Below are 22,166 nucleotides of genomic sequence, written 5' to 3'. Positions count from 1 at the left end.
CAGGGGCCACCGAAGTGGCCCCCTGCTCCACTACTTGGCGGCCCTGGCGCGTGCTTTTTCGGCCAGGTAGGTCTCAAGCGTCGACAGCGGGCCGCGCTCGTGGTCCAGCTGCTTGGTCGCAACTCCACCAAACGGGGTGGTCTCGTTGAACCAGCACTCCTGAGGCGGCAGCCCCCAGCGCAGGGACAAGCCGGGCTTGCGCACATCCCAGCCGACAGGCTCAACCTCGATATCGATCAACAGGTAGTGATCACAGAACAGCTCCACGCGATGGCCATCGGGGTCGCGGAGATAAACGAACAACACCCCCGCTGGACCATGACGTCCCGGACCTCGCTCCACGACATCGCCCATGCCCATATTTCCCGCAATGTCGCAGGCGCGCAGGATGCTGTGGGAGTCGGAAACGGTGTAGGCAAAGTGATGCAAGCGCGGGCCCGGGTTTTCCAGGAAAACGATGTCCTGGGTGCCGGGTTTGCGGAACATGAACGTCGCAATCAACTTCTCATCAAGCGCCATGTACTCGGAAATGCGAAAACCCATTTCCGCGTAGAAATCCGTCTGCTCCTGAACATTGGGAACCTGGATCTGGTAATGGTCGAAGCGCATGGCCGCGCCGCCCTTGAAGTCTTGAAATTGCGTATACAGACGGGGGGTGGTGGTCATGGTGGCGCAAAGCTGGACCGGGGTTCCGGCCGGGTCGTTGACCAACAGCGTGCGGCCCTGATGCGGCACTTCAATCCAGCGGGCCGGCAGGCCTTTGGATTTGTAGAAGTGCTCTGCCTTGTCCAACTCTTCTTCGGTGTAAACCCGAAAGCCGATCGCTTCGGCTTCATGCGCGCCGTCGTGGCGCTTGATCACCAGACTGTGGTGGCACACCTCTTCCAAGCCACGGAAATACAAGGTGTCAGCGTCGCGTTCAGTCAGGACCAGGCCGATGACCTGCTCATAGAAATCGCGGCTGGCTTCCAGGTCACGGGAGGTGATGATGGCGTGGCTGGAGCGGGTGACATTGAATGGTGGGTAATAGACCGGTTTTGGCAATGGCATGGTGAGTCTCCGGGTGTCTTCTAGAGTCGAGTGAAATCGGCTTCGTTGCTCAGTTCGAGCGGGCCAGTCAACCGGCCGGTCATGTTGTACCAACCGATATTGAAGAGCAGCGCCACGCTTTGCTTAGGGCCAAGGGCGTGGTAAACGGCCTCCCAAACACCCGTACTGACCTGCGCGGGCGCACGGGTCGCATCCCGTGACAGGCGCAGAACGGCCTTCTCGAGGTCGGAGAACAGCGGGCTCTTTTCGAAATCCCAGAGCGCCAACATTTTTTCCTTGGAGACGCCTTCCTTGATGGCCCGATTCCAATGGGGGTCGTGTTCGTAACTGGTGCCCATGGTCTGGCACGCCATCACGATGGCCATTTCCCGCAACTTGGGATCGATGCCATAGCCGTTGCGAACGGCGTCGGCCATGGGAATGAATACGTCGAGAATTTCCGGGCAGATGGCCAGGGTGCGAAAGATTTGCGCATTCGGCGCATGGCCACGCTTAGCCTGAAGCAGGGCAAATGCTTCTGGCTCTTCGTCCGGGGTTGGCAGGTGGATACGAGGCATACAGAACTCCGCACATTCTTGTTAGAGGTCAGCTGCCGTAGCGGTACTACGGCAGCCTGCGACTAGTTGCCGTTGATGCGCTGTTCCCATTCGCCATTGCGATCCAGGAACGCCCACACCCGGTCCTGTGCCTCGCGGGCACCTGGATAGCGTTCGCCGCGCATCTGAGCGTTGCGCCACGGGTCGCCGGAGAAGAACTTCTCGTACAGGTTCTGCCGCCCGGCAAAGGACGAGCAGGAGGCATCCCAGGCCAGGCGCAACAGCTGCATCTTGCGTTCGGCGGGAATGTCGGCGCCGGCACAGTAACGCTCGATGGCCGGACCGTTTTCGCTGTAGAGATCCTCGACCGTTGGCGCCACCACCACGTTGCCAGCACCGAGCAGCTGCAGGATCTCCAGTGCCCGGGCGTGCATCGCCGGGTACTGTGCGCGCACCACATTGAGCGGCTGCTCATACGGCACCACGGTGTCGCCTGGTCCCTTGATGCAATCAATTTCGGACACGCGAATCAGGGCGCGCAGGGTCTCAACGTAGGCCACCAGCTCCGACAGTTGCACCATCACGTTCGGGAAGCGGCTGTGGTTCACTTCCGTCAGGTTGTAGGCAATGCCCAGCAGGAACTCCATCTTGGCCAACGAGCGCGTGGCCGACTGATGCGAACCATGGGGGCCGGAGGGCGACTTCATTGCAGATTCCACGGCCTTGATGCTGCGGTACATGAACACCCGCTCCCAAGGAATGAAGGCCTCGTCAAACCACAGAACGGCGTCCATCTCGTCCATCCGCGCCGAGAGCGGATCGTTGGCAAAGCGGCCCTTGGTGGGAAGCGAGGGACGGCAGATCATCTTCATCCCGGGGGTATCGATGGGGCACGCAAAACCTACGGCGTAGGCTTCGGCATCTTCCACCAGCGGGAACTTGGCGGCCGCTGGCATGATCAGCACCTCATTGGCCAGTGGGCCGAGGGTGGCAACTGAACGGGCGCCGGAAACGTAGATACCGGCATCGGATTCGCGCACCACGCGCATCACCATGTCGCCAGGCTGTTCGAACATCTGCAGGCGTTTGTCGATATCCGGAGACACCAGCGAGTGGGTGAGCGCCAGGTCGTTCTCGCGAATGTGTTCGTGGTAGTTGAGGATGTTCTGGCCGAACTGTTCTCCGCCCGCGGCAAACAGCTCATAGGCCGACGCGTGGGCGCTGACCATGACGTTGAGGAAGTCGGGAGTGCGGCCCATCATGCCGCCCACTGCATCCATCCAGGTCTTCATCATCTCCCGACGCAGACGCAGATCCTCGGCAGAGCGAGGCAGCATGAATGAGCGCCCAACACGTGCGCCGGAGGTTGGCGACTGGAACGTCATCTTGTCTTGCAACGCCGGGTCGCACTGAATGTCGTACAGATCGGCGATGGATTGAATCGCACCACGGAAACGGTGATCCACCGTCACATCCTTGATGCGCTCGCCATCGATCCAGACGGAGCGACCATCACGGAGCGAGGCGATGTAATCCGCTCCGTTGCGCACGCCTTGTCGGGCTCCACTCATGGCAGACGATTTTTTGTTGGTGTTGTATTCCATGGGCACTGCTCCTGCATTGAAACGTTTGGCCTGCGGCGGTATCACCACCGCACGCGGAATTCAGTGGCTTGCAGGCTTGGATAGTATTGAGGTGGGACCGATTAAAGAATTTGTGAATTGGACGAGGAGCTGTTCCAAAATCGAAAAGAGCACGCAGCCAGAGGCTTCGACTGCGTGCTCGATCACTTCTCCACGACGACCGGTCCGACTCAGAGTCCAAACTCCACTGCCAACGCGAGAATGCGTTCGGCGCGGGCCATCACCGGCGCATCGATCATGCGACCGTCGAGCACCACCACCCCGCCCCTGGCGGCCTCGGCCAAACCTCGGACAGACTGCGCCCAGGTAATGTCCTGAGCCGAAGGCGTGAAGGCCGCTGCGGTGGTGGTCACCTGGCCAGGATGGATCAACAATTGGCCACTGAAGCCATGCCGGCGCGCTCGTGCGGCATATCGGGCCAGGCCTGCGTCGTCGCCAATCACCGTGAACACTCCATCGACCGGGGCGGGCAATCCCGCGCGCTGGCTGGCAAGCACCAGCAGCGCGCGCCACGGCAGGAACACCAGCTCTTCGGGGTCTGATTCGTCGGGTATCAGATCGAGTTCAACGGCCAGATCCAGCTTGCCGAATAACAATCGGGCGCAGCCCCGTGCACTGGCAACTTGCGGCAGCGCCTCGATGCCGCGACCGGTTTCCACAATGCACAACACAGGCTTGCCGCTGGCGTCATGGGCATGCTCGACCTGCGCCGCACTGTCGGCCTTGGGCAGCATCACCCCAGCGATACCGCTATGACGGCAGACCTCCAGATCATCCTCGTGCCACTGGGTGTCAGCGGCATTGATCCGTACCGTGACACGTTCATCGGGGTTGGCATTCAACCAGGCCAACAAAGCCAGCCGCGCGGCCGTCTTGTCGCCTGGTGCCACGGCGTCTTCAAGATCCACGACCACGACATCGGTGCCGGTGGCCAAGGCTTTGCCAATGCGTTCGGGACGGTTGGCGGGTACGAACAGGAAGGTGCGGGCGCGGCCCAGATTCAATTGACGAATAGCCATCACACCACCCTCCTGTCGCGCAGACCGACAACGTGGTCTGTGTAGCCAAGCTCGTGCAGGATCGCGTTCGTATGCTCACCGAGTGCCGGCACCGGTCCCATGCGGGCGGGATACTCACCGCCCATGCCGGGCGGCTGTAGCGCGGGGACCGGTCCGGCCGGCGTATCCACGTGGGTCCAGCGTTGGCGCGCTTCCAGCTGTGGGTGGCTCCAGATGTCGCTCATGGTGCTGACGTTGGCATTGGCGATGTCGGCGGCATCGAGGCGAGCCATGACAGCTTCGGCCGTAAGGCTGGCGAAGTTGTCCTCGATCAGCTTGCTCAAGACATCCCGGTTGGCAGTACGCAATGCGTTACTGGCGAATCGCTCTTCCATGGCGATGGAGGCGTCGCCCAGGACCTTTTCACAGAACACCGCCCACTCACGTTCATTCTGCAGACCGAGCATCACCGTACGACCATCACCGGCACGGAACGGCCCGTAGGGGTAGATCGTCGCGTGCGACGCACCGGTACGCCGCGGTGGCTCCTGGCCCTTGTAGGCGTAGTACAGAGGGAAGTTCATCCACTCGACCATCGCATCGATCATGGCGATCTCGATGCGCCGGCCACGCCCTGTTTTGCCGCGCTCGATCAGTGCGCCAAGGATATTGGTGTAGGCGTACATTCCCGCGGCGATATCAGCAATCGAGATACCAGCCTTCACCCGATCCTCCGGCGTACCAGTGACCGACAGAAAACCCGCTTCGCTCTGGATCAGCAAGTCGTAGGCCTTCTTGTGGGTGTACGGCCCGCCTTCTCCATAGCCGGAGATGTCGCACACGATCAATTTCGGATGGGTGGGTGCAAGTGCCTCGAATGACAACCCCATGCGGGCGGCAGCGCCGGGAGCCAGGTTCTGCACCAGCACGTCGGCCTCGGCCAGAAGCTGCATGAGGATCTCCAGGGCCTCGGGTTGCTTGAGGTCCAGAGTGAGGCTTTCTTTCGAGCGGTTTACCCAGACGAAATGTGAAGCAAGGCCATCGACGCGGTCGTCATAGGCACGCGCAAAATCTCCGCTGCCAGGGCGTTCGACCTTGATCACTCGGGCGCCCAGGTCGGCCAGGTGGCGCGTGGCCAACGGCGCTGCTATTGCGTGCTCGAGCGATACGACTGTCACGCCTTCGAGTGGAAGAACCGGATTGCTAGTAGCCATGGCGGGTTCCTCAGAAAGAGCGCGGCAGCCCGAGCAGGTGCTCGGCGACATAGGCGTAGATCAAGTTGGTGGAAATCGGCGCGACCTGGTACAGGCGGGTCTCGCGGAACTTGCGTTCGATGTCGTATTCGTTGGCGAAGCCGAAACCACCGTGGGTCTGCAAGCACACGTTGGCGGCTTCCCAGGAGGCCTTGGCCGCTAGGTACTTGGCCATGTTGGCCTGGGCACCACAGCCCTGGTGGGCATCGAACAGCTGGCATGCCTTGAAGCGCATCAGGTTGGCTGCCTCGATCTCGATAAAGGCATCGGCAATCGGGAATTGCACTCCCTGGTTCTGTCCGATCGGTCGGTCGAACACCACGCGCTCGTTGGCATATTTGACGGCGCGCTCCATGAACCAGTAACCGTCGCCGATGCATTCGGCGGCAATCAATGTGCGCTCGGCGTTAAGCCCGTCGAGGATATATTTGAAGCCCTTGCCCTCCTCGCCGATCAGGTTCTCCTCGGGAATCTCAAGGCTGTCGAAGAATAGCTCGTTGGTCTCGTGGTTAACCATATTGGGGATCGGCTGCACGGTAAGGCCCTTGCCGATCGAGTCCTTGAGGTCAACGATGAAAATCGACATGCCCTCGGACTTTTTCTTCACTTCGGCAAGTGGCGTGGTTCGCGCCAGCAGGATCATCAGGTCGGAGTGTTGTACCCGCGAGATCCACACTTTCTGGCCGCTCACCACGTAGCGACCGTCCTTCTTCACCGCGTTGGTCTTGATCTTGGTGGTGTCGGTGCCGGTAGTGGGTTCAGTGACCGCCATCGATTGGATGCGCAACTCGCCGGAAGCGATCTTGGGCAGGTACTTTTCCTTCTGCGCTTTGCTGCCGTTACGCAGCAACGTGCTCATGTTGTACATCTGGCCATGTACCGCGCCGGAGTTGCCGCCAGAGCGGTTGATTTCCTCCATGATCACCGACGCCTCGGTAAGCCCCAGGCCGGAGCCGCCGTATTCCTCGGGGATCATCGCTGAGAGCCAGCCAGCGCCGATCAGGGCGTCGACAAAGGCTTCCGGGTAGGCACGTTGCTCGTCAATCTTGCGGAAGTATTCGTCCGGAAACTCGCTGCACAAGGCGCGTACGGCGTCACGGATTTCCTGGTGTTCATCAGGGGCATACAGCATGGTCATATTGGTTTTCCTGTCCTGTGGGGAGCATCGTGGCAAAGCGGTGCCCTGGTGCTTCTACACAGAAGCACCTGCTTGAGATTTGGTTCTTTGGAGGCCGCGGATCAGTCGAACGTGACGTTGGCCTTCATCGCCAGGCGCCCGTCGCACTCGGTCCACAACGCGGCGGAGTCCGGGCCGGTGAGTTCGCCGCACACATCGAAATCCGCGCTAGAAAAGAGCGGGCCCACGGCACGGAATGCGAAGCGCCTGATACGTTTATCCGGATAGGTGGCGCGGAAGGTTTCAAGCAGCAGCGTGGCGGCCAGCGGGCCATGCACGACGAGACTGGGATAGCCTTCTTCCTGGGTCGCGTAGGGCTGGTCGTAGTGAATGCGATGGCTGTTGAACGTCAGCGCCGAGTAACGGAACAGCAAGACCGGATCCGGGCGAATTCGTCGGCCGAATTCGGCGCAGCCGTCGACCACTTCCCCGGCGAGCGGCGCCTCTTTCGGTGCGGGCTGTCGATAGACGATGTCCTGCTCCTCCACCAGGCACACACCGCGTTCACCCGAAACGCTGTGTTCCACGGTGACGAACACCAATTCGCCATGGCGGCCGACCTTGCGCTGACAGCGCACGATGCGCGAAATGCGGTTGACCTCCTCGCCCACCCGCAGCGGCTGCTTGAAGTTCAGGTGTCCGCCCGCCCACATGCGGTTGGGCAGGTCCACCGGCGGCAGAAAGCCGCCGCGTTGAGGATGTCCGTCCGCACCGATCTCGCTGCATCGAGCGTTGGGCGTGAAGTACACCCAGTGCCACAAGGGCGGTAACTCGGCACCCGCTTTCATACTGTCAGGATCAAGATCGAGGGTGGCGGCCAACGCCTGGGCAATGCGTGGGTCGATGCGGTCGACACGCTGGTCCTCACGGCCTACCCATTGGGATAAATCATCCGCGAGTGTGTCGTTGCAGCCGTTCATGCTTATCTCCTCCGTCACGTGCTGTTGTTCGGCTATCGGTTGGCCATTGAGCGACTCAGCGACGAGCCGCCGGCAGGTCTGTACAACTGCCATGGGCGACTTCAGCCGCCATCCCCACGGTTTCACCCAGGGTCGGATGGGGGTGGATGGTTTTGCCGATATCCACGGCATCGGCACCCATTTCGATGGCCAGGCAAACCTCACTGATCAGATCGCCTGCACCGGTGCCGACAATCCCGCCGCCCACTACCCGCTGGGTGTCGGCGTCAAACAGAAGTTTGGTAAAGCCTTCATCGCGGCCGTTGGCGATCGCACGCCCCGACGCAGCCCATGGGAAAACCGCCGCCTCGACCTTGATGCCCTTTTCCCTTGCTTCCTGCTGGGTAAGACCGGCCCAGGCCACCTCCGGGTTGGTGTAGGCAACCCCTGGAATCTGCAACGCATCGATTCGGCTAAGCGCCAGCTCAGGATTGTTCGCCGCCTCTCCAGCCGCCACTTCTGCGGCGACATGCCCCTCGTGGACCGCCTTGTGGGCCAGCATGGGCTGCCCGACGATGTCACCAATTGCGAAGATATGCGGCACATTGGTACGCATCTGCTTGTCCACCTCTATGAAACCTCTCTCACCTACGGTGACACCGGCGCTGTGCGCATCGATCTGGTCTCCATTGGGCTTCCGGCCCACGGCAACCAATACCAGGTCGTAGCATTGCGGCTCAGAGGGAGCCTTTTCCCCGTCGAAGGTCACCCAGATGCCCTGCTCGCTCGCGTCGGCTTTTACCGTCCGGGTTCTCAGCATCAGGTTGTCGAAGCGGTGGCTGTTGTGCTTTTCCCAGACCTTCACCAGATCGCGATCAGGCCCCTGCATCAGGCCGTCCAGCATCTCCACCACATCGACGCGCGCACCAAGGGCTGAATAGACCGTGGCCATTTCCAGCCCGATAATGCCGCCGCCCACCACCAGCATGCGCTTGGGCACCGTCCGGAGTTCCAGTGCCCCGGTAGAATCCACGATTCGCGGGTCCTTCGGCATAAAGGGCAGTTTTATGGCCTGGCTGCCCGCCGCGATCACGCACTGCTTGAAACGAATGACCTTCGTCTCTCCTGTCTGTTCTTGACCGGAACCTGAAGTGACGGCGACCTCGATATGATGGGGGTCGAGAAAGCGACCGAAGCCACGCACCACCTCAACCTTCCGGCCCTTGGCCATGCCGGCGAGCCCGCCAGTGAGCTTGCTGACCACCGATTCCTTGTGCGCGCGCAACTTGTCGAGATCGACTTTGCCAGCACCGAAGTCGATACCCAGTGCTGCCAGATGCGGTACCTCCTCCATCACCGAAGCGATATGCAGCAAGGCTTTCGAGGGGATGCAGCCCACGTTCAAACACACACCACCCAGCGAGGCGTAACGCTCGACCACGATGGTTTTGCGCCCCAGGTCCGCGGAGCGAAAGGCGGCGGAGTAACCACCGGGACCGCCGCCCAGCACCAGTACGTCGCACTCCTGGTCAGCTCCGGCGGCGTGGACAGGCGCCATGGCGGGTGCAGGCGCCGCAGGTGCGGATGGCGTGGCGGCAGCAGCCGACCCTGGCTGGGTTGCCACGTCATGGGCCTGCAGCTTCAGCAGCACAATGCCTTCTGTCACCTTGTCGCCGACCTTGATCAGCACTTCCGTGACCACACCGGCGGCAGAAGTCGGAACATCCATGGTGGCCTTATCGGATTCCAGCACGCAGATGGGATCGTCGATTTTTACCGCATCGCCAACCTGGACCAGCACCTCAATCACCGACATGGCGACCGTATCTCCGAGGCCCGGCATCTTTACTTCAATAACCTGACTCATGGGCTACCCCTCAAAGCGTAATGCGACGGAAATCAGCCAACAGAGCCGCCAGATGCTGGAGGAAGCGCGCCGCAGCAGCGCCATCCACGACGCGGTGATCCCACGACAGTGCCATGGGCAGAATCAGGCGGGGGGCAAAGGCATGCCCATCCCAGACCGGTCTGATTTGCGCACGGGTAACGCCGAGGATCGCCACTTCGGGGGCATTGATAATGGGGGTAAAACCGGTGCCGCCAATGCCGCCCAGGCTGGAAACGGTAAAGGTCCCGCCCGTCATGTCGGCAGGGCCCAACTTGCCGTCTCGTGCCTTTTTGGCCAACTCACCACATTCGCTGGCGATCTGGCCAATGCCTTTCTGATCGGCGTCGCGAATGACCGGCACCACCAACCCGTTCGGCGTGTCGGCGGCAAAACCGATGTGGTAGTACTGCTTCAAGATCAGCACCGACTCGCCATCTTCGCTGCCCAGCGAGCTGTTGAACTGCGGGAAGGCTTTCAGTGTGGCGACCGCTGCCTTGATCAGGAATGCCAGCATGGTGTACTTGATCGCATCCTTGCCACCTTCCTTGTTGAGCTGGACCCGAAAGGCTTCAAGCTCAGTAATGTCCACTTCTTCGTTGTTGGTGACATGAGGAATCATCACCCAGTTGCGCGAGAGGTTGGCGCCGGAGATTTTCTTTATCCGCGACAGCGCGACTTTCTCGATACTGCCGAACTTGGAAAAATCCACGTCTGGCCAAGGCAGCAGATTCAGCCCACTAGCGTGCTCGCCACGTGACGGAGCGCTGTCCAGACGAACCAGCGCGTCCTTGACGAAGCGCTCGACGTCCTCACGCAGCATTCGCCCACCCTTGCCGGTCGCCACTACTTTCGAGACGTCCACACCCAGCTTGCGGGCATAACTGCGGACCGACGGAGATGCGTGGGGTTTGATGCTGGAGGCATTCACCGCTGACGCCACCCGCGAAGAAGCAGACGCAATTGGCACAACGGCGGCAACATGCGCTGCAGGTGCAGGTGCAGGTGCAGGTGCAGGCGAATCCTTGGCACTTTCCGCAGCCTCAGCCACCACAGGGGCATGCGCGCCATCGCTGGCCAGTTGCAACGTAAGGATGGGGCTGCCCTTGGAAACCCGGTCCCCCACCTTGATGCCTACCGCCACCACGGTGCCGGCGAAAGGGCTCGGCACATCCATCGCCGCCTTGTCCGATTCGAGGGTCAGCAACGGCTCATCGAATGCCACCGTATCGCCCGCTTTGACCAACACTTCGATCACCGGGAGGTCTTTGAAGTCCCCGAAGTCAGGGACCTGAATTTCTCTGATTTCACTCATGACTTACCGTCGCCAAGAAAGAGATCCGTTGCGCGCTCACGCAACGGATGGAACGCTCATCGAGCGCATGCGGAGAGAAAACCTGTTACCGCGCCCAGGGCGCCGGGCGGTCACCATCCAGGCCGTATCGTTCGATGGCCTCAGCCAGTACCTGACGCGGCAGGCTGCCGTCGCGCACCAGACCATCCAGCGCAGCCAAGACCACCTGGTGACGATCCACCTCGAAGAACCGACGTAACGCAGTGCGGGTATCACTACGACCAAAGCCGTCGGTACCCAGGGCAATAAAGCGAGCGTCGATATAGCTGGCGATCAGCTGCGGCCAAGCACGAACATAGTCGGAGGCGGCAATGACCGGCGCATCGCCGGCCAGGGAGGCGCACAGGTGGCTGACCTGCTCAGGTGCAGCGGGATTGAGACGGTTGTGGCGCTCGACGTCTCGAGCTTCGCGCGCAAGTTCGCTGAAGCTGGTGACGCTCCACACCTCGCTCGATACCTGCCAGTCGGTTGCCAGCAGTTCGGCGGCCGCGATCACTTCGCGCAGGATGGTCCCGGAACCCAACAGCCGCACCGAACCGCGAGGCACTGATGCATCGGTTACGGCATAGCGATACATGCCGCGAATGATTTGCTCCTCAACACCCGACGGCAGCGAGGGCTGTGCGTAGTTCTCGTTCATCACGGTGATGTAGTAGAACTCGTCGACATCGCGCTCCATCATCTGCCGCATGCCATGGTCCAGGATTACCGCCAGCTCGCCAGCGAACGCCGGATCGTAGGCGCGGCAGTTGGGAACAGTGGCAGCCATCACATGGCTGCTGCCGTCCTGGTGCTGCAGCCCTTCGCCGCCCAGGGTGGTTCTCCCGGCGGTGGCCCCCAGCAGGAAGCCCCGTGCACGTTGATCGGCCGCTGCCCAGATCAGATCGCCAACACGCTGGAAACCAAACATCGAGTAGTAGATGTAGAACGGCAGCATTGGTTTGCCGTGGGCGCTGTAGGAGGTCGCAGCCGCCACCCAGGAGGACAGCGCACCCGCTTCTGTAATGCCCTCCTCCAGCAGCTGACCATCCCGGGCCTCGCGGTAATAGAGCATGGAGCCGGCATCTTCTGGCTCGTACAACTGACCCAGCGGCGAGTAGATCCCGATCTGGCGGAACAGGTTGGCCATACCAAAGGTACGTGCTTCGTCCGCGACAATTGGGACAACGCGCGGGCCCAGTTCTTTATCCTTGAGCAAGCCGCCGAGCATCCGCACCACGGCCATGGTGGTGGACATTTCCTTGCCGTCTGCCTCGAACGCAAACCGTGCGTAATCGGCCAGGGCTGGCACGGTGACATGCTCGTTGCCCTTCTGCCGCGCAGGCATATAGCCGCCCAGCCCTGCTCGGCGATCACGCAGATAACGCATTTCCTGGCTATCGTCGGCCGGGCGATAGAAGCGCAGTTGGGCCACGTCGTCGTCGGAGAGGGGCAGCGCAAAACGATCACGGAATGCCTTGAGGGCATCGATATCCAGCTTCTTGGCCTGGTGCGAAGTCATGCGCGACTCGCCGGCACCGCCCATGCCATAACCTTTCTTGGTTTTGGCCAGGATGACGGTCGGACGCCCTTTGTGCGCCTTGGCAGCCGCAAACGCCGCATGCAGCTTGCGGAAGTCGTGACCACCGCGCTTGAGGGCATCGATCTCGGCATCGGACATATGCGAGACCAGTTCCTGGATCTCGGGCTCTTGCTGGAAGAAGTGCAGCAAGTTGTAGGCACCGTCCTTGGAGCCCAGCGTCTGGTACTGGCCATCGACAGTCTGAGCAAAACGTTGCAGCAACGCATTGCTGGTGTCGCGGGCAAACAACGGGTCCCAGTCCGATCCCCAGATGACCTTCACCACATTCCAGCCGGCACCGGTAAACAGGGCCTCGAGCTCCTGGATGACCTGACCGTTGCCGCGCACCGGGCCATCCAGACGCTGCAGGTTGCAGTTGACGATAAAGGTGAGGTTATCGAGCTTTTCCCGTGCCGCAAGAGTAAGGCCTGCAATGGATTCAGGCTCATCCATCTCCCCATCACCGAATACACCCCAGACGTGGCGTTCGGCGGTTTCGGCCAGATTGCGGTGCTCGAGATAACGCATATAGCGCGCCTGGTAGATCGCACTGATAGGTCCGATGCCCATCGAGCCGGTCGGGAATTGCCAGAACTCAGGCATCAACCAAGGGTGAGGGTATGAGCTCAGCCCATTACCTGTGACTTCCTGGCGGTAGTTGGCCAGTTGCTCCTCCGACAGCCGCCCCTCCAGGAAGGCACGGGCGTAGACGCCAGGTGCCGAGTGCGGCTGGTAAAACACCAGATCGCCCCCATGGTTTTCATCACGGGCACGGAAGAAATGGTTAAAACCCACCTCAAAGATTTCCGCGGCCGACGCGTAGCTGGCGATATGCCCGCCAAGGTCTCCGTAGGCTTGGTTGGCGCGCACCACCATGGCCAATGCATTCCAACGAATTATCGAAGTAATCCGTTCCTCGACAGCAAGGTCACCTGGATAGGGACCCTGCCTTTCAATCGGAATTGTGTTCCGGTAGGCCGAGTACGGATGCACGTGCGAGGTGATGCCAAGTGCTCTTGCGTGTTGCTCTAATTGCTTAAGCAGGAACTGACCGCGCTCGGAACCTCCATCGCGCACAACGGCTTCCAGCGACTCCAGCCATTCCTGTGTTTCGTCTCGGTCAATATCTATAGAAGTTACTGAACCCGTTATGGAATTTTCGTTTAGCGAACTCATGTCTGCCTCCACTTTTGTTGCTTTTAGCTTAGAGATAAATCGACAGAAGGTGCCGCTGCACTAAGCTTCATTGACGCTGTTTTTCGGCATATACTGCCGCCATCACAATCATTTGAGGTGTAAAATGCCGCAAACACCTATTGACTCAACAGACCTGCGCATCCTCGAAGAGCTGCAGGCAAACGCCCGTATAACCAACATCGAGCTTGCATCCCGCGTGCATCTTTCGCCCTCTCCCTGCCTGACCAGAGTGCGAGCACTGGAAGAGTCTGGATTGATAAGCCGATATGTAACTTTGCTCGATCCTTATGAATTAGGCCTGAGCGTTAGTGTGTTTATTCAAATAACGCTCGAGCGTCAGGTAGAGCGTGCACTGGAAACCTTTGAAGAAGCAGTGCAGAACTATCCGGAAGTAATGGAGTGCTATCTCATGACGGGAGACGCTGATTACCTGATCCGGGTTGTGGTTCCGGATGTACAGGCGCTCGAACGCTTTATCGTCAATCAACTTTCAAAAATTCCAGGGGTTGCAAATATTCGTTCGAGTTTTGCGCTCAAGCAGGTCAAATATAAAACCGCACTACCGCTTCCTCGCGGGGATACAACTAAAATCGGCTCCGGCAAACTTCGGCATAAATGAACCCACCTCAAGTGGACGTGCGAAAACCGCCAACCGCTGCGTTGAGTGTGCAGCCCACTTGCTCTAGCCCGCGCACCGACGCCTCCAGCAAGCTGCTCGCTGCCGTGCTCTGCTCCGCGATCGCCTGCACCCGTTCCATGCTCTCGCCAACCTGATCGGCCACAGCACTCTGTTGTTCGGCCGCTGCGGCGATCTGCTGGCTCATCTGCTCCACCGTCGACACTGACGCAGCAATTTCCTGCAGCGCTTGTGACGCCTGTGCGGCAATCACCACGCTTTCGCCACTCAGCGCCTGGCTATCCTGCAAGCGACTGGCCGCCTGCTCGGCGACGGTGCGCAGTTGCTGGATGATGGCGGCGATATCGTCGGTGGAAGCTTGTGTGCGCCGCGCCAGGTTGCGTACCTCATCCGCCACCACGGCAAAGCCGCGACCGTTATCGCCAGCACGCGCCGCTTCAATCGCCGCATTCAAGGCCAGCAGATTGGTCTGCCCGGCCAGGGCATTGATCACGTCGAGTACCTTGCCTATCGCCGTGCACTCGTTGAGCAGCGAGCTCATCGCCTCGGAACACCCGCTCATTTCCTGGGCCAAATGACCGATCCTGGCCGTCGCCTCCCGGACCAGTTCCTCGCCTTTGCGCGCCTGGGTATCGGCATGCTCCACGGCATCACGGGTCTGGCTGGTATTGCGCGCAACGTCTTGTGCGGTGGCGGCCATCTGTTGCATGGCAGTGGCCGCCAGTTCCGTTTCCTCGCGCTGCGAGTCGACTCCCTGACGCGTACGCTCAGTCACCTGCACCAGGCTGGTGGCAGCCTGGTTCAGTTGCCCGACACCCTGGCCAATCCGGCCGATCAGCCCACGCAGGCTGTCGAGCATGACCCCGACACTGCCGAGCAATTGCCCCAGCTCATCACGTCGGCCAGCGGCATCGATCTGTGCGCTGAGATCGCCCGATGCCACGCGCCGGGTAAGGTCAACAGCCTGACGCAATGGCTGCAGGATCAAATGGCGAATCAACACGCTGGCGCCGATGCCGAGACTGACCGCCAACAGCACAATCACTTCCAGCAGCCGCGAAATCCGCTGGCTCATCAACTGCGAGGCCTGCACCTGAGCGGCACGGGCCTCACCCAGCAGAGCACTGACCTTGTCGGCGGCAGAATTCATCGCCGCCTGGCTATCACTGGCTTGATCACGACTCGCGGCATAGCCATTGAACGCGGCACTGTAGGCAGCCAGCGCCGCACTCGCCTGGGTCAGCGATTCCCGCTCCGGACCCTCAAGCCGCAGCGCCAGGTTTTCCATGTACGAGCGCAGTTCGATAATCCGCGCCTCCCAGGCGTTGTGTACTTCCGCGCTGCCCTGCAAGGTGAAATAGAGTTCGCTGTCGCGCAGGTTTGCCAGCTTGTCGCGCAGCGTGGAAGCCTGCTCAAGCTGCAGCATGCGCACCGAATCCGCCGGCTGCGCCCGGGCAGCCAGGAGGTTGACGACATCGAGCTGATCGAGCATCACCACGGTGAAGCGTTCGCCAAGCACCTGGGCCAACTGCTGCATGCGCAGGCGCGCCTCGCGGGCATCACGCTGGGCTTGGGCGTAGCGCTGGAACTGAGCGAGAAAAACTCTTGCCGCTTCTACGGAATCGCCCTGCCCGGTTTGCGCTTGGGACTTTTCCAATAACGAAATAAGTTCATCTGTAAGGCCCGCCACCTTGTTGGCCTCCTCCTCCGCCAAGTCCAAGCCAAAGGCCTTAACCGATACCTGCGCCTGCAGCATCAGCGACTCGATGGTGGCGACATCGTTCATCTTCTCAGCACGTGTATCGAGCACGGTGAAGGCATAGAACGCAGTCGCTGCGACGCCTAGCGTCGATAACAGCACCAAACCGAATCCAAGCGACAGCTTGGTGCCCACCGATAGATTGCCCAGTACGCGACCGATCACAGATACCACCCTTCGTCCAACGAAAGGCGAGCGCACGCCGTAGAAGGATATGGATGAACAGTGGCTTTACAGATCGCCTTCGCGGAGACGACGAATCTGCAGTAGATGAGGAACGGCGTTAGGCACCATGGCGAGCTACGCATAGGGAATCTTCTTATTTTTTTACGATTTCCGACGCTATGCGTCGATAACGTTAGCAGCCTATCCCGTGGGCGCGACGTTCGGCCAATGGCCAATACTGATGCGGGCTAGCTGAAACGCTAATAGCATCGGGGCGAGGCAATGTCGCCTCAGGGTAGTGACTTACTTGGCACCAATGCTCGCCAGCCCATCGGTAACCTGGCCAAGGTAATAAGCAGCACTGCCCGGCACCCAACGTTGCTCGTTCTTGAGCAGCCGCGGGCGTACGTAATCGTATTTGCCCTTTAGCTTGTTCAGCTCAGCAGCATGCTGTGGCCAGCTATGTTCGAGCGCCGTGAAGCCCTGAAGGATTTGCCGGTCCAGTTGTATGAACGCGTTGTCATCGCCATCAACCACGTAGACGACCAACCCACCGAAGGTTCGCGCCTGATAGAGCAACTGCAGGCGCGCGACATTCAGGCTCAGCTCATGCAGCGCCAAACGCGGCTCGTCGAGTACTGCGGCGGAATAGCGTTTGGCGGCCTGCTGGTCGAGGCTGGCCTGGGCCTTGAGCAACGGGTTTATCCAGGCGGGATAGAGCTGGGCATTGCTGGCTGGCTGACGCTCCAGTTCGTCGATGCTGTGGCGCATGGCTGCGGCCGCCTGGATCAACTGCGGGTCCCCCTCCTGCGCCACCAGTTGCTGCAACGTCAACAGGTCCTGGCGATAGCGCTCGGTAAAACGGGAGTCGCTGCCATCCTGATTGGGGTTGTAGTGCACCAACAGGTTGCTGCAGGCACTGAAGGCCTTGCCGCGAATGGCTTGCAGGCGTTCGGCGTCGAGGTTGGCCAGGGCCAAAGTGGGCACCAGCAGCAATACACAGACAAGCAGGCGAATGGGCATGGCAGCATTTCCTTTTTGGTTGACTTATCTAGTGGCAGGTGCCGAGCCCACGCCATCGGGGCCCTTGCGACTGACCTATTTCTGCGCTTGATACGCCGCATACTCCTTGCGCACGAAGTCTTCGAAATGTGTCGCCTCTCGGCCCAACAGCCAGCTGAGTACGTTCGAGTTACCAAGGAAGTCGTGGTTGCTGTAGCGCGTTTCGATTGACTGACTCACCTGTGCCTGATGGGCGAATGTAACGGGATCACCTTCACCGAATCGTGCCCGGACAAAGGCAGCCATATCGATGCGTTCAACTCGAATTTCGGTATTGATCACCCCTGAAAGGACCTGGCCGATCTCATGTGCCGTGAAGCGGCCGGGGCCCACCAGTTCATAAGTGGCTGCAAGATGACGCTCTGGCTGCGAGAGCACCATGGAAGCCACCTCGGCGACATCATCCAGATCGACCATCGATTGGTAGCGTTCCAACGCCCACGACAACCGAAACACGCCTTCCTCGAAGACCGGTTTTAAACGAGCCGCCAGCATGTAGTTGGCGGGCTGCAGGATGGTGAACTCAAGGCCTGAGGAGAGCAGATGCTCTTCGATATCACGCTTGATTTCATGCTGAACGAGGTCGGTCGTAATGGCATGCAGCACTGAGCTGAACACAAAGTGCCCCACCCCCTCCTCTCGCGCCGCATCGATAATATTGAAGCCCATCGCCCGCTCAGCCGGATGCAAGGTCGGGCCGATGTGGTAGACGCTCGAAACGCCGCGCATGGCCTTGTGAATGAACGCCGGTTCAGCGAGATCGCCCACCAGCAACTCTTGCACGCCCTGCTTGCGCAGGGCTTCGGCAGAGGCGCTGCTTTGTACACACGCGCGTACACGGTGGCCGGCGGCGAGCAAGCGGGGAACGAGGCACTTGCCCTGATTGCCGTTGGCGGAGGTCACGAGAATGGGCGCTGGAGCATCGGTCATAAGTAAGCTCGATTAGAAGAACAGCGTCAGGCTGGCTTGCAGGTTCACTGCATCTTTCACGTCGGGACTGAAGGCCGGCTTTTCCACATAACTCAGGCCAGTGCGAAAGTAAGTACCGGCAGCCAGGCGCATGTTGTAAGCGAGCGTGGTCGACCTGGAGTCGTCAGCGTTGGATACGTGAAAGCGGTCGAGCTTGGTATTGGCGTCGTCGCTGTAGCTGGTGTAGCCGTACTCCAGCGTCAACATATCGAATGGACGCGAGTCCAAGGGACCTTTGGCGAACAGACGCAGCCCGTAATACAGATCGAACAGGTTGCGATCCTCCGGGGCAGACATCCAGGTGAAACCGGCATACAGACCGCGCGAGGCGATAGCGCTGTTGAACTGGTAGAACTGGTAGTCGCCCAACACATACCCGGCGTAATTGTCGTCGCTGCGTTCGTTACTCAAAAACTGCGTGTAGTCGGACGAGTTGTAGATGTAGCCCGCGCGCAACCAAGAATAAGGAGTTCCCGGAGTGGCGGCGCGTTTGTAGCCGAGCTCGTCAATGTACAGCGCACCGGTATGGTCAGCGTGCAGGTCCAGTTCACCCAGGTGACGGTCTATCTCCGCGCCCATGCCATCGGGACTGATACTGCGCTGCACCCCGAACTTGTTGTAGAAATTGCCCAGGTTCAGTGTGACGTTGGCGGCCGGGCTGGAAACCGGCGCGTGGCTCAGGCCGACCTGATACGGGATAACGGCCTGTAGACCCTGGGTGCCACCGACCAGAGTGCCTCCGGTGAATGGTCCGATGTATTCCAGATCGTTGGGCAGCACACCGATTTTGAATTCGACCGTCTTGTCCCACAGGCTCTGGTAGTACGCGATACGGGTGAAGTTGAAGGGCGACGACGGATTCACCTCGTCCCAGCTGGAGTAATAACTGCCCACGCCGAAGATGAACTGACCGTTGTCGAGACCGACCTGCCCCAGGTCGTAGGTGAAGCCGGCTACCAGATTGGACGAGTATGTGGGACGTTCGCCGAGGTAGGCCTGTGGCTGATGCCTGTCGTGCCTCTTAAGATTATTGGTGAACGTACTCATGCTCAGGATGTTGAAACCGATTCCGTGCTCGGCGAGATCGGAACGCAGGCCGCCCGCATCACCGATGATGCTTTCCGATGGCGGCGGCAACTCGGTGAGCTGGCCACGCTCGGCCAATGCGTCGATTTTTGCGAACTGCTTTTTTCGCTCGATGATATGGCCAAGCAATTGGCTATCGGGTAGTGCTTTGTTGGCTATCAGCGGAGCTGGTTGCTTGAGCTCTGCGGCAATCTGCCCTGCTAAAGCCTGCCGGGCTGGCGTGGTTTCAGCGCGAGCATGGAAGGAGTGGGTCGCCCAAATAGTCAGGAATGCCGCGAGCGTGACGCGTACATACTCCGGAGCACGTATGCGGACTCGGTTCAACCCGATTGAGTGGGACTGCATGGTATTTCCTTCGTTGTTGTTATCCGTGAAAACGACCAAACACAGGCGTACGCCATGGCCGTAATGCTTTCACGGTTACTTGCTCAATAGGCGGACTGAGTGAGCCGCGCTAGGCGGCGTTGACCGAGTCAGAAGGCTGGGGCTGTTGCGGTGACTTGGCGGCCATACACAACAAGCCAAACGCGAGAACCGGAAGAATGGGGAACAACATCAAACCGAGGTGGTAAGAGCCGCCCTTATCGAACACCATCCCCAGCGCGATGGGGCCGACGATGGCGCCAAGCAGGGTGACGGAAAAGGCGCTACCGAAAATCCGCGCATAGGCCAGGCGACCAAAGCGACGGGCAATCAGGTAACCCAGAATATCGATCTCTGCCCCCTGCATCGCGCCAATCAGAAAGCTGGCGGGCAGCGCCCATGTCAGCTGATCCAGTAAGAGCAGGAAACCAACCAACTGGCCGGCGAGGAAAAGCCCGGCGACGGTGCGCGTGTGCAGATGATCCAGCAACACCCCACCTAACAGACGCCCAAACAACGAACCCGCAGAGCCTGCGGCGACGATGCCCGCAATCTGGGCACCAGTAGCCCCCCAATCCGACAGCATCGCCGGCAAGTGAAAGCTGCAACCGACGGCGCCGAACAGAACCAGGACAAATGCACATGAATACAGCCAGAAATCGCCGGTAGCCATGGCACTGCGCAGGGTCAAACCGTCCTGGCTCTGCTGGTTTTTTCCCCCACTACGTTCAGCCTCTGGAATCGGGCCTTTATTGTCACGAACAAAAACCGCGAGATTGACCAGTCCAATGACCAGCGCAATGCCCCCGGCCACCACGAGCGCCTCACGCCAGCCGTGCATTTCGATATGTTGCGAAATCAGGTAGGAGAAGCCTCCAGTGCCGACTGCGAGGCCAGAGGAGGTGATGGCAAACGCCAGCCCGAGATGTTTATCGAACCAGCGTTGAGTCAGGAACAGGAAGGCCGGGTAGCTGGCGAGGTTGCCCAATGCGACACTCATCGCGGTGATGGCAACGAAGGCGCCAAACGAGTGAGCGAGGGACAAGCACATGTAACTCCCACATCCCAGCAGCGTGCCCAACAGCGCAACCCGAGAAGCGCCAAAGCGATCAACCAGATAGCCTGCCAGCGGCATCACCAACGCGTTACACACGGCAGCGGCAGAGAGGATGATGGAAAATTCAGTACGTGACCAAGCGAACTCGCCTGAAACGGACTTCATGAACAGCCCGAGCGGGATCAGCAAGATAGCCGGCGGCGCTATGCTCATCCCCAAAAAACATCCAAACAGTACCGACCAGCGCTTCATGTCTTGTGACCTTGTTGTTGTAATGGCACACGAACGGGCGGCTTGAGCCTATAGTGCTTTGCCATCAAACTCAATGTCTGTTGATATACTGACGACTGACGCATAAGGACTACGTGTGACTGAATCAACCACTCCCCCGCCGCGCCGTGGTCGGCGCCCCGGCCCGAATAGCACTCGCCAGACCGTACTGGACGCGGCGCGCGCTCGGTTTGCCAGTGACGGGTTCGCAGCCACCACAATTCGTGTGGTGGCCGCTGATGCGAAAGTCGACGTGGCACAAGTGATGCAGTTCTTCCGTTCGAAAGACGAACTATTCGCAGCGTCAATGGCTATACCGGTAGCCGCTCTCGATCAATTCAATACGGTTTTCGAAGGGCGAGATGAACACCTTGGCGAGCGCGTGGTGCGAGCTTATCTCAGCGCCTGGGAAGGCAACGGTGAACAGGCGGAACCCCTGATGGCCACGCTGCGTGGGGCGATGGTGAATGAACAGGCACGCGAGCAACTGCGTGATTTCATTCAGTTCAGGCTGCTGGCCGGTGCCGGTAAGCTCCTTGGCCCTGATGCGACGTTGCGAGCGGGCCTGGCTTCGTCGTTGTTGGTGGGGCTTATCGTCAGCCGCAGAATAATTGGTGTGCCGCTGCTGGTTGCGGCGCAGACCGAGGAGTTGGTGTCGATCATCGGGCCGGCTATCCAGGAAATTCTGGTGCCGCGAACGCCCCCGGCAGCGTAAGTTAGCTCGCCGACACGCTGGCTTAAATTATGTGCGGACTCCTCATTCAGGTGGCCCCAGTGATTAATCCCGCGGAACACCGACCCGCTCGATATCGGCGAAGCTTGCGTTCACTAGTGGCTCCTTTCAGCCCGTAGCTGCCCGTGAGCACCGGCAGAAACCGGCCAAGTAAGAATCAGCCCCAAGGCCTTGCCCTCAGGCTGGTAATTTCCGGGTCGGTATGCAGGACGAACACACTTCTTAGCCGCAGAGCCCCATCATCGACTTCGCTTGGCGAGTGGCGTCGGTGGTGCGAATGGCCAAGGGACGGACTTCATCAGCCAACGGCAAAGCCCCGGCCACTCTCTCCGGCTCGTGCAGCCTCAATGTCGGCATTCAATGCCAGCAGGTTAGTCTGCGTGGCGATCCCCTGGATGGAACTCACGATCTCCCCCAACCTTCTCAGGCTGTCATGAAGCACCTGGTGCTGACTCACCTGCGATTTGTGTAGCTCAGCTTCCTCGTGTTGGTTCTGTACGTCGACCAAGGAT

The 22,166-nt window shown here is 60.0% G+C and carries 17 protein-coding genes and 1 pseudogene; 2 read left to right on the top strand and 16 right to left on the bottom strand.

The features are described from left to right. Positions 1-30: 30 nt before the first annotated feature. The 10 genes from E8E95_RS02835 to mdeB all read right to left on the bottom strand — a co-directional run bounded on the left by E8E95_RS02835 (position 31) and on the right by mdeB (position 13,532). Complete coding sequence (locus E8E95_RS02835) at positions 31-1,050, bottom strand: VOC family protein (RefSeq protein ID WP_280347964.1); 1,020 nt, start codon at positions 1,048-1,050, stop codon at positions 31-33. Between the two features lie 20 nt (positions 1,051-1,070). Then, positions 1,071-1,607, bottom strand: coding sequence for a carboxymuconolactone decarboxylase family protein (locus E8E95_RS02830; RefSeq protein ID WP_179058254.1), 537 nt, complete (start codon positions 1,605-1,607; stop codon positions 1,071-1,073). Positions 1,608-1,669: 62 nt separating this feature from the next. Then, positions 1,670-3,190, bottom strand: a complete 1,521-nt coding sequence (locus E8E95_RS02825; protein WP_179058253.1) for a 4-hydroxyphenylacetate 3-hydroxylase N-terminal domain-containing protein — start codon at positions 3,188-3,190, stop codon at positions 1,670-1,672. 209 nt (positions 3,191-3,399) lie between these two features. After that, the gene (locus tag E8E95_RS02820; RefSeq protein ID WP_179058252.1) at positions 3,400-4,248 is read right to left on the bottom strand and encodes a CoA ester lyase; all 849 of its coding nucleotides are present in this window, start codon (positions 4,246-4,248) and stop codon (positions 3,400-3,402) included. Beyond that, positions 4,248-5,441, bottom strand: coding sequence for a CaiB/BaiF CoA-transferase family protein (locus tag E8E95_RS02815; RefSeq protein ID WP_179058251.1), 1,194 nt, complete (start codon positions 5,439-5,441; stop codon positions 4,248-4,250). The genes E8E95_RS02820 and E8E95_RS02815 overlap by 1 nt, the downstream gene beginning before the upstream one ends. Positions 5,442-5,451: 10 nt before the next feature. Then, positions 5,452-6,612: an acyl-CoA dehydrogenase family protein gene (locus E8E95_RS02810; protein WP_179058314.1), complete on the bottom strand. Its 1,161-nt coding sequence runs from the start codon at positions 6,610-6,612 to the stop codon at positions 5,452-5,454. A 107-nt stretch (positions 6,613-6,719) separates the two neighbouring features. Further along, on the bottom strand, positions 6,720-7,577 hold the full coding sequence (locus E8E95_RS02805) for a MaoC family dehydratase N-terminal domain-containing protein (RefSeq protein ID WP_179058250.1): 858 nt from the start codon (positions 7,575-7,577) through the stop codon (positions 6,720-6,722). Between the two features lie 55 nt (positions 7,578-7,632). Further along, a complete protein-coding gene (lpdA, locus tag E8E95_RS02800) occupies positions 7,633-9,423 on the bottom strand; it encodes a dihydrolipoyl dehydrogenase (RefSeq protein ID WP_179058249.1) in 1,791 nt (596 codons plus the stop codon). A 10-nt stretch (positions 9,424-9,433) separates the two neighbouring features. Next, complete coding sequence (gene aceF / locus E8E95_RS02795) at positions 9,434-10,756, bottom strand: dihydrolipoyllysine-residue acetyltransferase (protein ID WP_179058248.1); 1,323 nt, start codon at positions 10,754-10,756, stop codon at positions 9,434-9,436. Between the two features lie 85 nt (positions 10,757-10,841). After that, complete coding sequence (mdeB, locus tag E8E95_RS02790) at positions 10,842-13,532, bottom strand: alpha-ketoglutarate dehydrogenase (protein ID WP_179058247.1); 2,691 nt, start codon at positions 13,530-13,532, stop codon at positions 10,842-10,844. A gap of 124 nt (positions 13,533-13,656) precedes the next feature. On the opposite strand from mdeB, the gene E8E95_RS02785 reads away from it, so the two are divergent. Further along, entirely contained in the window at positions 13,657-14,172 is a 516-nt protein-coding gene (locus E8E95_RS02785) for an Lrp/AsnC family transcriptional regulator (protein ID WP_179058246.1), read from the top strand. 7 nt (positions 14,173-14,179) lie between these two features. Here the strand turns inward: E8E95_RS02785 and E8E95_RS02780 are convergent, their stop codons facing one another. The 5 genes from E8E95_RS02780 to E8E95_RS02760 all read right to left on the bottom strand — a co-directional run bounded on the left by E8E95_RS02780 (position 14,180) and on the right by E8E95_RS02760 (position 20,903). Continuing rightward, positions 14,180-16,084, bottom strand: coding sequence for a methyl-accepting chemotaxis protein (locus tag E8E95_RS02780; RefSeq protein ID WP_280347955.1), 1,905 nt, complete (start codon positions 16,082-16,084; stop codon positions 14,180-14,182). A gap of 333 nt (positions 16,085-16,417) precedes the next feature. Further along, complete coding sequence (locus E8E95_RS02775; RefSeq protein WP_179058244.1) at positions 16,418-17,137, bottom strand: hypothetical protein; 720 nt, start codon at positions 17,135-17,137, stop codon at positions 16,418-16,420. Between the two features lie 75 nt (positions 17,138-17,212). Further along, positions 17,213-18,106, bottom strand: a complete 894-nt coding sequence (locus E8E95_RS02770) for an NmrA family NAD(P)-binding protein (RefSeq protein ID WP_179058243.1) — start codon at positions 18,104-18,106, stop codon at positions 17,213-17,215. Positions 18,107-18,118: 12 nt separating this feature from the next. Beyond that, complete coding sequence (locus E8E95_RS02765; RefSeq protein ID WP_179058242.1) at positions 18,119-19,576, bottom strand: carbohydrate porin; 1,458 nt, start codon at positions 19,574-19,576, stop codon at positions 18,119-18,121. Between the two features lie 109 nt (positions 19,577-19,685). Then, on the bottom strand, positions 19,686-20,903 hold the full coding sequence (locus E8E95_RS02760; protein ID WP_179058241.1) for an MFS transporter: 1,218 nt from the start codon (positions 20,901-20,903) through the stop codon (positions 19,686-19,688). 115 nt (positions 20,904-21,018) lie between these two features. Between E8E95_RS02760 and E8E95_RS02755 the strand changes: the two genes are divergently transcribed. Then, a complete protein-coding gene (locus tag E8E95_RS02755) occupies positions 21,019-21,636 on the top strand; it encodes a TetR family transcriptional regulator (protein ID WP_179058240.1) in 618 nt (205 codons plus the stop codon). A gap of 240 nt (positions 21,637-21,876) precedes the next feature. Here E8E95_RS02755 and E8E95_RS02750 read toward each other — a convergent pair. Then, positions 21,877-22,165: pseudogene (locus tag E8E95_RS02750) on the bottom strand (methyl-accepting chemotaxis protein); the annotation flags it as partial. Between the last annotated feature and the right edge of the window lies 1 nt (position 22,166).

This window comes from Pseudomonas sp. BN414 (assembly GCF_029871275.1).
GTDB classification, from domain to species: Bacteria; Pseudomonadota; Gammaproteobacteria; order Pseudomonadales; family Pseudomonadaceae; genus Metapseudomonas; species Metapseudomonas resinovorans_C.
This window is presented reverse-complemented; position numbering and strand designations above follow the sequence as displayed.